The sequence below is a fragment of the Achromobacter sp. JCM 18799 genome (assembly GCF_055395645.1).
The window spans coordinates 4850411-4863256 of the sequence record NZ_AP043866.1 but is presented as its reverse complement, the minus strand read 5'-3'; the positions used below and the strand labels follow the sequence as shown (position 1 = coordinate 4863256).

The 12846-nt window shown below is 61.6% G+C and carries 21 protein-coding genes; 1 reads left to right on the top strand and 20 read right to left on the bottom strand.

The annotated features are described in order from the left end of the window. From rplQ to ACZ5YA_RS22875, 19 genes are all read right to left on the bottom strand, one after another. Window positions 1–393 (bottom strand): 50S ribosomal protein L17, encoded by a 393-nt coding sequence (gene rplQ / locus ACZ5YA_RS22965; protein WP_006389635.1) that lies wholly within the window; start codon window positions 391–393, stop codon window positions 1–3. A 184-nt stretch (window positions 394–577) separates the two neighbouring features. After that, complete coding sequence (locus ACZ5YA_RS22960; RefSeq protein ID WP_006216514.1) at window positions 578–1564, bottom strand: DNA-directed RNA polymerase subunit alpha; 987 nt, start codon at window positions 1562–1564, stop codon at window positions 578–580. Between the two features lie 215 nt (window positions 1565–1779). Then, window positions 1780–2403 carry a 30S ribosomal protein S4 gene (gene rpsD, locus ACZ5YA_RS22955; protein WP_054457258.1) on the bottom strand — a complete coding sequence of 208 codons (624 nt, stop codon included), beginning with the start codon at window positions 2401–2403 and terminating at the stop codon, window positions 1780–1782. An 11-nt stretch (window positions 2404–2414) separates the two neighbouring features. Continuing rightward, window positions 2415–2816, bottom strand: coding sequence for a 30S ribosomal protein S11 (gene rpsK / locus ACZ5YA_RS22950; RefSeq protein ID WP_006216516.1), 402 nt, complete (start codon window positions 2814–2816; stop codon window positions 2415–2417). 15 nt (window positions 2817–2831) lie between these two features. Continuing rightward, the gene (gene rpsM, locus ACZ5YA_RS22945) at window positions 2832–3197 is read right to left on the bottom strand and encodes a 30S ribosomal protein S13 (protein WP_006216517.1); all 366 of its coding nucleotides are present in this window, start codon (window positions 3195–3197) and stop codon (window positions 2832–2834) included. 43 nt (window positions 3198–3240) lie between these two features. Next, complete coding sequence (gene rpmJ, locus ACZ5YA_RS22940; protein ID WP_003806928.1) at window positions 3241–3354, bottom strand: 50S ribosomal protein L36; 114 nt, start codon at window positions 3352–3354, stop codon at window positions 3241–3243. A gap of 34 nt (window positions 3355–3388) precedes the next feature. Further along, the gene (gene infA, locus ACZ5YA_RS22935; protein ID WP_003806927.1) at window positions 3389–3607 is read right to left on the bottom strand and encodes a translation initiation factor IF-1; all 219 of its coding nucleotides are present in this window, start codon (window positions 3605–3607) and stop codon (window positions 3389–3391) included. Window positions 3608–3615: 8 nt separating this feature from the next. Then, window positions 3616–4941 carry a preprotein translocase subunit SecY gene (gene secY, locus ACZ5YA_RS22930; protein WP_013397001.1) on the bottom strand — a complete coding sequence of 442 codons (1326 nt, stop codon included), beginning with the start codon at window positions 4939–4941 and terminating at the stop codon, window positions 3616–3618. 14 nt (window positions 4942–4955) lie between these two features. Next, complete coding sequence (gene rplO / locus ACZ5YA_RS22925) at window positions 4956–5396, bottom strand: 50S ribosomal protein L15 (protein ID WP_059379401.1); 441 nt, start codon at window positions 5394–5396, stop codon at window positions 4956–4958. A gap of 9 nt (window positions 5397–5405) precedes the next feature. Further along, a complete protein-coding gene (gene rpmD / locus ACZ5YA_RS22920; protein ID WP_006216520.1) occupies window positions 5406–5591 on the bottom strand; it encodes a 50S ribosomal protein L30 in 186 nt (61 codons plus the stop codon). Between the two features lie 3 nt (window positions 5592–5594). Continuing rightward, entirely contained in the window at window positions 5595–6116 is a 522-nt protein-coding gene (gene rpsE, locus ACZ5YA_RS22915; RefSeq protein ID WP_013397003.1) for a 30S ribosomal protein S5, read from the bottom strand. A 15-nt stretch (window positions 6117–6131) separates the two neighbouring features. Further along, window positions 6132–6497 carry a 50S ribosomal protein L18 gene (rplR, locus tag ACZ5YA_RS22910; protein ID WP_013397004.1) on the bottom strand — a complete coding sequence of 122 codons (366 nt, stop codon included), beginning with the start codon at window positions 6495–6497 and terminating at the stop codon, window positions 6132–6134. A 21-nt stretch (window positions 6498–6518) separates the two neighbouring features. After that, window positions 6519–7052, bottom strand: coding sequence for a 50S ribosomal protein L6 (gene rplF / locus ACZ5YA_RS22905; protein WP_054457262.1), 534 nt, complete (start codon window positions 7050–7052; stop codon window positions 6519–6521). Between the two features lie 12 nt (window positions 7053–7064). Then, window positions 7065–7460, bottom strand: a complete 396-nt coding sequence (gene rpsH / locus ACZ5YA_RS22900) for a 30S ribosomal protein S8 (protein WP_006216525.1) — start codon at window positions 7458–7460, stop codon at window positions 7065–7067. Between the two features lie 10 nt (window positions 7461–7470). Further along, window positions 7471–7776 carry a 30S ribosomal protein S14 gene (rpsN, locus tag ACZ5YA_RS22895; protein WP_006216527.1) on the bottom strand — a complete coding sequence of 102 codons (306 nt, stop codon included), beginning with the start codon at window positions 7774–7776 and terminating at the stop codon, window positions 7471–7473. Window positions 7777–7788: 12 nt separating this feature from the next. Beyond that, window positions 7789–8328, bottom strand: a complete 540-nt coding sequence (rplE, locus tag ACZ5YA_RS22890; protein ID WP_054457265.1) for a 50S ribosomal protein L5 — start codon at window positions 8326–8328, stop codon at window positions 7789–7791. A 12-nt stretch (window positions 8329–8340) separates the two neighbouring features. Beyond that, a complete protein-coding gene (gene rplX / locus ACZ5YA_RS22885; protein ID WP_006389623.1) occupies window positions 8341–8661 on the bottom strand; it encodes a 50S ribosomal protein L24 in 321 nt (106 codons plus the stop codon). 11 nt (window positions 8662–8672) lie between these two features. After that, window positions 8673–9041 (bottom strand): 50S ribosomal protein L14, encoded by a 369-nt coding sequence (gene rplN / locus ACZ5YA_RS22880; RefSeq protein ID WP_006216531.1) that lies wholly within the window; start codon window positions 9039–9041, stop codon window positions 8673–8675. Window positions 9042–9394: 353 nt separating this feature from the next. Then, a complete protein-coding gene (locus ACZ5YA_RS22875) occupies window positions 9395–10192 on the bottom strand; it encodes an aspartyl/asparaginyl beta-hydroxylase domain-containing protein (protein WP_059379445.1) in 798 nt (265 codons plus the stop codon). A 147-nt stretch (window positions 10193–10339) separates the two neighbouring features. On the opposite strand from ACZ5YA_RS22875, the gene ACZ5YA_RS22870 reads away from it, so the two are divergent. Continuing rightward, window positions 10340–11767: an NAD-dependent succinate-semialdehyde dehydrogenase gene (locus ACZ5YA_RS22870; RefSeq protein ID WP_464091271.1), complete on the top strand. Its 1428-nt coding sequence runs from the start codon at window positions 10340–10342 to the stop codon at window positions 11765–11767. Between the two features lie 99 nt (window positions 11768–11866). On the opposite strand, the gene ACZ5YA_RS22865 is transcribed toward ACZ5YA_RS22870, so the two are convergent. Next, window positions 11867–12826, bottom strand: a complete 960-nt coding sequence (locus tag ACZ5YA_RS22865) for an AraC-like ligand-binding domain-containing protein (protein ID WP_059379399.1) — start codon at window positions 12824–12826, stop codon at window positions 11867–11869. Between the last annotated feature and the right edge of the window lie 20 nt (window positions 12827–12846).

Here is a 12846-nt window from a genome sequence, read left to right as displayed (position 1 = left end):
TTATTCGGCGCTGTCCTCAGCGGCTTCATCGACTTCCGGACGGTCAACCAGTTCCATGAAAGCCATGGGAGCGTTGTCGCCTTGACGGAAGCCCATCTTCAGCACGCGGGTGTAGCCGCCGTTACGAGCCGCGTAGCGCGGGCCGATTTCGGCGAACAGCTTCACCACCGCATCGCGATCGCGCAGACGGGCAAAAGCCAGACGCTTGTTCGCGAGCGTGGGCTCCTTGCCCAGCGTGATCAGGGGTTCGATGACGCGGCGCAATTCTTTCGCCTTCGGCAGCGTGGTCTTGATGGCTTCGTGGGTGATCAACGAAACGGCCATGTTGCGGAACATGGCAAGACGGTGACTGCTGGTGCGGTTGAGCTTACGCAAGCCATTACCGTGACGCATGATAAGTTTCCTTTGAATCTAAAGATGGCGTCAGCCATCGGGTTGCCGGCTCTTCTATCAACCTGCAATCAGGCCGCGGTCCGGTAGAAAACGGTGCATTTTACGACGGTTTCGCAAACTGGCCGGCGCAAGGCCGGCTGCCTGCGGGAACCGCCTCTTTCCAGAGGCGGCACCCTTTCAAGACTCAGGGACGCTCCAGGCCCAGGGGGGGCCAGTTTTCGAGCTTCATGCCCAGCGTCAGGCCGCGTGCGGCCAGGACTTCCTTGATCTCGTTGAGCGACTTGCGACCAAGGTTCGGGGTCTTGAGCAGCTCGTTTTCGGTACGCTGGATCAGGTCGCCGATGTAGTAGATGTTTTCGGCCTTCAGGCAGTTGGCCGAACGCACGGTCAGTTCCAGGTCGTCGACCGGGCGCAGCAGCACCGGATCGATCTGCGGCGTGCCGCGGACCGGGGCTTCGTACGAGTCGCCAGCGCCTTCCAGGGCGGCGAAGACCGAGATCTGGTCCATCAGGATGCGGGCCGACTGGCGCACCGCTTCCTCGGGCGAGATCACGCCGTTGGTTTCGATGTCCAGGACCAGCTTGTCCAGGTCGGTACGCTGTTCCACACGGGCGCTTTCGACCGCGTAGCTCACGCGGCGGACCGGGCTGAACGAAGCGTCCAGAACGATGCGGCCGATGGTGTGGGTGCGGTCTTCCGACAGCGCGCGCACGTTGCCCGGCACGTAGCCGCGGCCCTTTTCAACCTTGATCTGCATTTCCAGCTTGCCTGCGTCCGTCAGATTGCAGATGGCATGGCCGGGGTTGATGATCTCGACGTCGTGCGGCAGCTCGATGTCGCTGGCCAGCACGGTGCCCGCGCCGGTCTTGCGCAGAACCAGGGTCACTTCGTCGCGATTGTGCAGCTTGAAGACCACGCCCTTCAGGTTCAGCAGGATGTCGACGACATCTTCGCGAACGCCCGGGATGGTCGAGTATTCGTGCACCACGCCCGTCATCTGGACTTCGGTCGGCGCGTAGCCGGTCATCGAAGACAGCAGGATGCGGCGCAGGGCGTTGCCCAGCGTGTGACCGTAGCCACGCTCGAACGGCTCCATCACGATCTTGGCATGGTGCGTGCCGACCGGTTCGACTTCAATGGAGCGCGGCTTCAGGAAACCTTGAGTGGACATTTACTGTGTTCCTTTTCAATACCCTCGGCTCGTTACACCGATAAGGCTGATGGACAGGGTGAAACTTGAAACGCGGACGATGCGAAAAACACCGGCCGATACTTACCGCAAAGCCCGCTCCGCCTGAAGGCGAAAAGCGGGCTGCTGCGGGACGTGCAAACGGGTCGCGAGACCAGCTCGCCGGCGCCTTGCGAAGGTAGCGCCGGCAGGCCTGATTAACGCGAGTACAGTTCGACGACCATCGATTCGTTGATGTCGCGAGCGACGTCAGCGCGATCGGGGGCCGACTTGAACGTACCGGTCAACTTGGTCGTATCGACTTCCACCCACTGGGGGATGCCGATGCTGGTGGCCAGGTCGAGCGATTCCTTGATGCGGCCTTGCTTCTTGGCCTTTTCGCGGACCGACACGACGTCGCCAGCCTTGACCAGCATCGAAGCGATGTCAGCCGTGTGGCCGTTCAGTTCGATGGCGCGGTGGCTCACCAGCTGGCGAGCTTCGGCGCGGGTCGAGCCGAAGCCCATGCGGTAGACGACGTTGTCCAGGCGCGATTCCAGCAGCTGGATCAGCGTTTCGCCGGTGTTGCCACGGCGACGCTCGGCTTCAGCGAAGTACTTGCGGAATTGCTTTTCCAGCACGCCGTACATGCGCTTGAGCTTTTGCTTTTCGCGCAGTTGCAGACCGTAGTCGGAAGTGCGGGCACCCGAAGTGCGGCCGTGTTGGCCAGGCTTGGAATCCAGCTTGCACTTGGAATCCAGCGAGCGGCGGGCGCTCTTCAGGAACAGATCAGTACCCTCGCGACGCGAGAGCTTGCATTTGGGTCCAGTATAACGAGCCATGTGGATTCCCTTTAGATACGACGACGCTTCGGCGGACGGCAGCCGTTGTGCGGAACGGGCGTGATGTCGGCGATGGACGAAATCTTGATGCCCAGCGCGTTCAGAGCGCGGACCGACGATTCGCGACCAGGACCGGGGCCCTTGATACGCACTTCCAGCGTCTTGATGCCGTACTCCAGCGCGACGCGGCCAGCCGTTTCAGCAGCGACCTGCGCGGCGAACGGGGTCGACTTGCGCGAGCCCTTGAAACCAGCACCGCCCGACGTGGCCCACGACAGCGCGTTGCCCTGACGATCGGTGATGGTGATGATGGTGTTGTTGAACGAAGCGTGAACGTGCGCGATGCCGTCCGAGACGTTCTTCTTGACCTTTTTGCGCACGCGCGAAGCGCCGCTGGTGGAAGCTTTCGCCATAATCCAGTTCCTCGATTATTTCTTCAGGGACGCAGCAGCACGACGCGGGCCCTTGCGGGTCCGGGCGTTGGTGCGAGTGCGCTGGCCGCGCACGGGCAAACCGCGCTTGTGACGCATACCGCGGTAGGTTCCCAGGTCGATCAAACGCTTGATCGAGAGCTGTACTTCACGACGCAGGTCGCCTTCAACCGTGAACAGACCAACATGTTCGCGGACGCGTTCCAATTCAGCGTCGTTCAGATCCTTGACCTTCTTGTCAAAGGGTACGTTTGCCGCTTCGCAAATCTTGCGAGCGCGCGTACGACCGATGCCAAAAATGGCGGTCAGTCCGATCTCGGCGTGCTGTTGCGGCGGGATGTTAATGCCAGCAATACGGGCCATGACTATTCCTTGAATAAATCTGTTGCGTAGTCGCTAACCCGAGTTAGCCTTGACGCTGCTTGTGACGCGGGTCGGTGCAGATAACGCGCACCACGCCGTGACGTTTGATAACTTTGCAGTTGCGGCAGATCCGCTTAACCGATGCCATTACTTTCATGGTTGACTCCTAATTTTCCGTAATCCGGTTCCGCTCATTTGGAGCGGAAAACTATCCTGGCTCGCGTCAGATCATAGGGCGTGAGCTCCACTGTGACCTTGTCACCCGGCAGGATCCGGATGTAATGCATACGCATCTTGCCGGAAATATGGCCCAACACCACGTGGCCGTTTTCGAGCTTGACGCGAAATGTCGCGTTCGGGAGGTTCTCAAGAACCTCGCCTTGCATCTGAATGACGTCGTCCTTGGACATTCTTTTGCTTACCGCATCGGCAAACCCGCGCCCTTGAAGTTAGCCTTCTTGAGCAACGAGTCGTACTGGTGAGACATCATGTAGGCCTGAACCTGCGCCATGAAATCCATCGTCACCACCACAATAATCAACAGGGACGTACCACCGAAGTAGAAGGGAACGTTCCAGCGCATCACCAAGAATTCCGGCAACAGGCACACCAACGTGATGTAGATGGCACCTGCGAGCGTCAGACGCATCAGGATCTTGTCGATGTAGCGCGCTGTTTGTTCGCCCGGACGGATGCCCGGAACAAACGCACCACTCTTCTTCAGGTTGTCCGCCGTTTCGCGGCTGTTGAACACCAGAGCCGTGTAGAAAAAGCAGAAGAAAATAATCGCGACCGAGTACAGCGTGATGTAGAGCGGTTGACGAGGCGACAGGGCCGCAGCCAGGTCGCTAAGCCAGCGCATGTTCTCACTGCTGGAGAACCAGCTCGTGATCGTGGCCGGGAACAGAATGATCGACGATGCGAAGATCGGCGGAATCACCCCTGCCATGTTCAGCTTCAGCGGCAAATGCGAGCTTTGACCACCGTAGACCTTGTTGCCGACCTGACGCTTGGCGTAGTTCACCGTGATCTTGCGCTGTCCGCGTTCCACGAACACCACAAAAGCGGTAACCAGCACCACCAGAGCCACGATGAACAGTGCCGAAAGCACGGACATCGAGTTGGTGCGGACCAGGTCCAACAGTGCAGCCAGCGCCGCGGGCAGACCCGCAACGATACCTGCGAAGATCAGGATGGAAATCCCGTTGCCCAGACCACGTTCCGTGATTTGCTCACCCAGCCACATGACGAACATGGTGCCGGTGACCAAGGTCACGACGGTCGTAAAGCGGAACAGCATGCCCGGATCGATCACCAGTCCCTGCTGGGACTCCAACGCTACCGAAATGCCCACAGCCTGCACCAGCGCCAGCACGACCGTGCCGTAGCGGGTGTATTGGGTGATCTTCCGACGGCCGGCTTCGCCCTCTTTCTTGAGCGATTCCAGCGACGGCACCACCACAGACATCAGCTGCATGATGATGGATGCCGAAATGTACGGCATGATCCCCAGGGCAAAAATCGAGAAGCGCGAGAGCGCCCCGCCCGAGAACATGTTGAACAGGCCCAGGATCCCGCCCTGGTTCTGACGGAACAAGTCCGCCAGCGCATCCGGGTTGATGCCCGGCACGGGGATGTGTGTACCCAAACGGTAAACCACCAGGGCGAGCACCAGGAACACGAGGCGGCGCTTCAGATCGCCGTACCGTGCTCCGGTTTTGCCCAATGCCTGCGCGTTAGCCACTCGTCACCTCGTGATCAAGCAAGCGAGCCGCCCGCGGCTTCGATGGCGGCGCGAGCGCCGGCCGTCGCGGTAATGCCCTTGAGCACGACCTTGCGCGAGAGTTCACCCGACTTGATGACCTTGGCGAAACGAACCGCCTGGCCAATCACGCCAGCGGCCTTCAGCACTTGCACGTCGACTTCGTCGATGGGCAGGGCTTGCAGGTCCGACAGACGGACTTCGGCGTACAGGTGCTGGCCGAGCGGGGTGAAACCACGCTTGGGCAGACGACGCTGCAGCGGCATTTGACCGCCTTCGAAGCCAACCTTATGGAAACCGCCCGAACGCGACTTCTGACCCTTGTGACCACGGCCGGCGGTCTTACCCAGACCCGAACCGATGCCACGGCCGACGCGGCGCTTGGCGTGCTTGCTGCCCTCGGCGGGCTTCAGCGAATTAAGTTGCATATCCGACATGGTGATTCCTTAGGCTTCCGAGACGGAAACGAGATAATCCACCTTACGGATCATCCCACGCACCTCGGGCGTATCGACCAGCACGCGGCTGCTGTTGATACGGCCCAAGCCCAAACCGCGAACCGTGTCACGGTGCGATTGCTTGGTACCGATCACCGAGCGCACGAGGGTCACTTTGATCTGCTTCTGAGCCATGATTTACCCCAGGATTTCTTCGACCGACTTGCCGCGCTTGGCAGCAACATCAGCCGGGGTCATGGAGGCGCGCAGGCCGTTCAACGTGGCGCGAACCATGTTGTAGGGGTTGCTCGAGCCCAGGCTCTTGGCAACCACGTTACGCACACCCATCACATCAAAAATAGCGCGCATCGGGCCGCCGGCGATAACGCCGGTACCTTCAGCAGCGGGCGAGATCAGCACGGTAGCGGCGCCATGCTTGCCAACCACGGTGTGGTGCAGCGTGCCGTTCTTCAGAGCGACCTTGAACATGCCGCGACGGGCCTGTTCCATAGCCTTCTGAACGGACACCGGCACTTCACGCGCCTTGCCCTTACCCATGCCGATGCGGCCATCGCCATCGCCAACCACGGTCAGCGCGGCAAAGCTCATGGTGCGACCACCCTTGACCACTTTGCTCACGCGGTTGACCGCGATCATCTTTTCGCGGAGGCCGTCATCGTTCTCTTTTTCCGCGGCGTTCTTGCCTTGTACTTTAGCCATTTGACAGATCCTCGCTTAGAACTTCAGGCCGGCTTCACGCGCGGCATCGGCCAGCGCTTTCACGCGGCCATGGTAACGAAAGCCCGAGCGATCGAAAGCGACCAGTTCGATACCGGCAGCCTTGGCCTTTTCGGCCACGCGCTTGCCAACCAGCGACGCAGCGGCTTTGTTGCCGCCCTGGCCGGTTTGGCCGGCCAGTTGCGCGCGCACTTCGGCTTCGACCGTCGAGGCGCTGACCAGAACGCGATCGCCTTCCGGCGAAATGATGTTGGCGTAGATGTGCTGGTTCGAGCGGAAAATCGAGAGGCGATGAACGCGCAGCTCGTTGATCTTCCGGCGGGTCGGAACCGCACGACGCAAACGGGAAACTTTTTTGTCCATGATTCGTCCTTGCGTGCGCCGTTATTTCTTCTTGGTTTCTTTGATGACGACGCGTTCGTCCGAGTAACGCACGCCCTTGCCCTTGTAGGGTTCGGGTTCGCGGTACGCGCGGATTTCAGCGGCCATCTGACCGACGACTTGCTTGTTGGCGCCCTTGATGACGATTTCCGTCTGGGTCGGGCACTCGGCCTTGATACCGGCCGGCAACTGGTGCAAAACGTCGTGCGAGAAACCGAGCTGCAGCTTAACGGCGTCGCCTTGGATCGATGCGCGGTAACCCACGCCGACCAGGGTCAGCTTGCGCTCGAAGCCCTTGCTCACGCCCGTGACCATGTTGGCCACCAGAGCGCGCACGGTACCCGACATGGCGTTGGCGTGACGGCTGTCGTTGGCGGCGGCAAACGTGAGCTTGCCATTGTCCAACGCAATCGTGACGTCGCCGGTCAGGGCTTGGGTCAGGGAGCCCAGCGGGCCCTTGACGGTGATCTGATCCTGCTGGATGTTGGCTTCAACACCCTTGGGCAGTTCGACCGGATACTTAGCGATACGTGACATTCGAATTTCTCCTTAGGCCACGTAGCACAGCACTTCGCCGCCGACGCCGTTGGCGCGAGCCTTACGGTCGGTCATGACGCCGCGCGAGGTCGAAACGATAGCCACGCCCAGGCCGTTCATGACCTGAGGAATGCTGGTACGGCCCTTGTAGATACGCAGACCGGGGCGCGAAACGCGTTCGATGCGCTCGATGACCGGACGGCCAGCGTAGTACTTCAGGGTGATCTCGAGCTCAGGCTTGGCCTGGGTGCCCTTGATTTCAAAGCTGTCGATGTAGCCTTCGTCCTTCAGCACAGCGGCAATGGCCGCCTTCAGCTTCGAGGAGGGCATGCTCACCGTAACTTTGTCCACTTGCTGCGCATTGCGAATGCGGGTCAGCATATCGGCGATGGGATCGCTCATGCTCATATTGTTTCTCCTACCAGCTGGCCTTGGTGATGCCGGGGATTTCACCCTTCATCGCCATTTCACGCAGTTTGTGGCGCGTCAGGCCGAACTTGCGGAACACGCCGCGCGGACGACCGGTGACCACGCAACGGTTACGTTGACGCGTCGGGTTGGCATTGCGCGGCAGCTGTTGCAGCTTGAGCCGAGCTTGGTAACGTTCTTCGTCGGTCTTCGACTGGTCGTCGATGATCGCCTTCAACTCAGCGCGCTTGGCGGCGAACTTGTCAGCCAGCTTGGCGCGCTTGATGTCGCGATTGATGAGGGAAAGTTTAGCCACGTCATCAGCCCCTTAGTTACGGAACGGGAAGCTGAAGGCCGTCAACAGCGCCTTGGCTTCTTCGTCGGTCTTCGCGGTGGTGGTGATGCTGATGTTCAGCCCACGCAGCGCGTCGATCTTGTCGTACTCGATTTCGGGGAAAATGATCTGCTCTTTCACCCCGATGTTGTAGTTGCCACGGCCGTCGAACGCACGACCCGAGATGCCGCGGAAGTCGCGCACGCGAGGCAGCGCAACCGCCACCAGGCGATCCAGGAATTCGTACATGCGTTGACCGCGCAGCGTGACCATGCAACCGATCGGGTAGTTTTCGCGGATCTTGAACCCGGCGATAGCCTTCTTGGTCTTCGTCACGACGGGCTTCTGGCCGGCGATCTTGGTCAGGTCGCCAACAGCGTGCTCAATGACTTTCTTGTCCGACACCGCTTCCGACACACCCATGTTCAGGGTGATCTTGGTGATGCGCGGCACTTCCATCGTGCTCTTGTAGCCAAACTTGGCTTGCAGGTCGGCAGCGACCTTGCTCTTGTAGAGATCTTGCAAACGAGACATGTCTATCGCCCCTTACGCCTTGGCGCCGACAACGGCACCATTGGAACGGAACACGCGAACCTTGCGGCCTTCGACTTCTTGCACGCCCACGCGGTCGCCGCGGCCGGTGGCCGGGTTGAACAGCGCGACGTTCGAGATGTGAATCGGCATGGTCTTTTCGACAATCCCGCCCGGGTTGTTAGCCATCGGGTTGGCTTTCACGTGCTTCTTGACGACGTTGACGCCTTCGACCAGAACGTGGTCGGCATCGACGCGCGCCAGCACGGTACCGCGACGCTTCTTGTCGCGGCCGGTCAGGACGATGACTTCGTCGCCTTTACGAATGTTGTTCATCGTAGGGCTCCTTACAGCACTTCCGGGGCCAACGACACGATCTTCATGAACTTCTCGGTACGCAGTTCACGCGTAACGGGTCCGAAGATGCGGGTGCCGATGGGCTCCAGCTTGGCGTTGAGCAACACGGCGGCATTGCCACCGAAACGAATCAGCGAACCGTCTTTACGGCGCACGCCCTTGGCGGTACGAACCACCACGGCATTGTAAATTTCGCCTTTCTTGACGCGTCCGCGCGGAGCCGCATCTTTGACGCTCACCTTGATGATGTCGCCGATACCGGCATAACGGCGCTTGGAGCCACCGAGCACCTTAATGCACATGACATGACGCGCACCAGTGTTATCGGCCACATCCAGCGTGGTCTGCATTTGGATCATGATTTTTCCTGTTCCAACTTAACTGGAAATACGGTTTTCCCAACAAGGGAACACTGCAATTCCTGCCAGTTTTGGTCCCGTCAGGTCTGCCGCCCTGCTTTAGTGTTGGCATGTCTGGAGCTTTCGCCCTACTCACGCAACTGGTTGGCAACGCAACGACCCTGGGTTGAAATCCTGCGGGTATTCCCCCAACACGTCGGGCTAACCTGCATAGGCGCGGGCCAACTCGATCGACAATCTGGGAAAGCTGATAATTCTAACGTGGTTAATTTTTGAGCGCAAGCACTTTGTGTGGATAACCCACAAAAGCCACGCTTTCCCCGTGACCGGGGTGGACCGAGGCTATCTGCCCCCTATTTCTGGCGGTAGTAGCCCTTTTCCCAGGCATCGTGGTTGGCCTTGCCGCGACGGATCTCGTCCGTGAACGGAGCGGCCATGAGCACCAGGCGGTTGAGCCATTTTACCGGAACGCGGCAGGGGCGCTCGAAGTCCACGAAGAGCACGGCGCGCAGTCCGGCGGTGTCGTTGTGGACCTGATGCGGGTAGAGGTCGTCGAACACCACCGCCCGCCCTTCCCGCCAACTGTAACGCTCACCTCCGACCTCGATCCAGCATTGCTCGGCCGGTTCCGGCACCACCAGTCCCAGGTGCAGGCGCAGGACGCCGTTGTACGGACCCGTGTGCAGGGGGATGCGCTTGCCGGCCTCCAGGATGGAGAAGAACGCCGTACGGATACCAGGGATTCCCTGCAGCGCCCGGGCGGTCGCCGGGCAGCGCGCCAGATTGCGCTCGGAGCGCAAGCCGTAGCCCATGAAGACGAAGGTCTTCCATTGATCGTCCGAGGTGATCTGGCCCACGTCGGGGGAGATCTCATGGAAGGCGGGCAGATGCTGGCGCTCGGAGAGCAGGCCGGCCAGCTCGGCGCGGATGGCGGGCGCCTCTGCCTCGAGCGCGGCGACCCAGGGGAACTGGCTGTTGTCGAAAATGGGACGGTCGCCGACCAGCGAGGCCTGGGCGATGCGGTTGCGCAACCAGTCTATGAAGCGGAAAAAGACGCGCGAGTAGAAACTGGGCTTGCTGGGCGGACGCGCATCGACGGGTTGCACAATAATTAGCCCGATAGACAGCCAAAGATGCACCATTTTGTCCATGCCGGCGCGCGCACGCAAGACTTGCGCCGACATATTGGCTCCAATGCGCGGCCGGGCATTGGCCCTCCCCGCCGCCGACAAGCTGGTTTAGACTGGCGTGGGCGACAGTGATCGCTATCCACTCCTATTTCGCAAGGGAAGACAGGCATGTATGAACAGTTGGCGCTGTATATCGACGGCGAATTCGTCGCCGGAGAGGGCAGGCGCACCCAGGACGTCATCAACCCGGCCACGCTGGAAGTTCTCGGCCAGCTGCCCCACGCCACCGAAGCGGATCTGGATCGGGCGCTAGCCGCCGCCCAGCGCGCGTTCGAGTCGTGGAAGAAATCCTCTCCCATGGACCGCTCGGCCATCCTGCGCAAGGTCGCGACGCTGTCGCGCGAACGCGCCCAGGAAATCGGCCGCAACATGACGCTGGACCAGGGCAAGCCGCTGGCGGAAGCCGTGGGCGAAGTCACCTCCTGCGCCGAACACGCCGACTGGCACGCCGAGGAATGCCGCCGCATCTACGGCCGCGTGGTCCCGCCGCGCAATCCTGACGTGCGCCAGATCGTGGTGCGCGAACCGATAGGCGTCTGCGCTGCCTTCACGCCCTGGAACTTCCCGTACAACCAGGCCATCCGCAAGATCGCCGCCGCCATCGGCGCCGGCTGCACGGTGGTGCTGAAGGGCCCCGAGGACTCGCCCAGCGCCGTCATGGCCATTGCCCGCATGTTCCACGACGCCGGCCTGCCCAAGGGCTGCCTGAACATCGTCTGGGGCGAACCCGCCAAGATCTCCGACTACCTGATCCGCTCGCCCATCGTGCGCAAGGTGTCGTTCACCGGCTCCGTGCCGGTGGGCAAGCAGCTGGCCGCGCTGGCCGGCGCCCACATGAAGCGCGTCACCATGGAACTGGGCGGCCACTCGCCCGTGCTGGTGTTCGACGACGCCGACATCGACCGCGCCGCCACCATGCTGGCCAAGTTCAAGATCCGCAACGCCGGCCAGGTGTGCGTGTCGCCGACCCGCTTCTATGTCCAGAACGGCGCCTACGAGCAGTTCCTCGCGCGCTTCTCGGAAGTGCTGAAGAACATCAAGGTCGGCGACGGCCTGGAAGCCGGTACCGACATGGGTCCGCTGGCGCACGAGCGCCGCGTCCCCGCCATGAGCGCCTTCATCGACGACGCCAAGAAGCACGGCGGCAAGGTGGTGGTCGGCGGCGGCCCGCTGGACCGCAAGGGCTTCTTCTTCGCCCCCACGGTCGTGACCGAAGTGCCCGACAACTCCATGCTGATGACCGAGGAGCCCTTCGGCCCGGTCGCGCCGGTGGTCCGCTTCACGGATACCGATAAAGTGCTGCGCCGCGCCAACAGCCTGCCCTTCGGCCTGTCGTCCTACGTGTTCACGAACTCGCTGCAGACGGCCACCAAGGTCTCCAACGGCCTGGAAGCCGGCATGGTCAACATCAACCACTTCGGCAGCGCCCTGGCCGAGACGCCCTTCGGCGGCATCAAGGACAGCGGCATCGGCAGCGAAGGCGGCCTGGAAACGTTCGACGGCTACCTGGTCACGAAATTCATTACGCACATCTGACCTGGCAGTGACAAAAAAGCCCCGCAGGATTTTCTGCGGGGCTTTTTTTATGCCTCACGCCGGGGGAACCGGGCCGGCCAGTTCGCGGCAGAAGGCCGCTCAGGAACTTGCCCGCAAGTCGCGCGGCGTCATGCCGAAGCGGCGCTTGAACAGGCGGCTGAAATGCGAGGGGTGCGAGAAGCCCACCTGATAGGCCAGTTCGGCAATGCTGCGGTGGCTGTGCTGCGGGTTCAACAACAGTTCGCGGCACTTGTCGAGCCGCTGGTCGAAGATGAAGGATTCCACCGACAGGCCGCCCGCACGCGCGATGCGGTGCAGATAGGCCACCGACAAGCCGCAGCCCTGCGCCACCTGCTGCGGCGACAGGGCCGGATCCGCCAGATGCTGGCGAATGTAGGCCAGCGCGCGCTGCCGGTGCGCCAGCGTGACGCTGCTGTCCGACTCCGACACCTGCCCCTGGCCTGACTGCACCAGGAACAGCACGATCAGGTCGATCAGGCGTTCGCCCAGTTCCGCCGCTTCGACATCCGACCAGCCGTCCACCCCTTTGAACAAGTGGTCCATGTAGCTGGCCAGCAAGGCGCCTCGCGGCGAACCGTCATCGACGCGCAGCTTGTAGAAAGCGCCGACGCGGGAATCGCGCTGCAACAGCGCACTGCGCGGAAAGGACACGCTCAGGCTGCGGTAGCCCGCCGCGCCCTGCGCCGTGGCCTGGTAGGGCAGGCTCTGGTTCATCAGATAGACGCAGCCGGGTTCGACCTGGAACTCTCGCCCCTGCTGCTGCACGGCCAGGGGTCCCGCCAGCGGCAGACCAAAGGTATAGAACTCCTGATCCAGGCGCGACACGTTGCCGGCGGTGCGCTCCAGCTTCTGCCCCTGGTAATGGAGATCGTTGAACTGCAGGCTGCCCCGCCGCGCATAGCGCACATGTCCGGCGAAGCTGTCGGGCCCGCCGCCATGCACCTCGAAGGGACCGAACGCGTGCGACAACGCCGCGCGCCATTCGTCGCGCCGGTCAGCGCCAGCGCTGGCCGAAATGGCGAATTCCGTATCGGACATGGTTCGGTCTCCTTGGACGC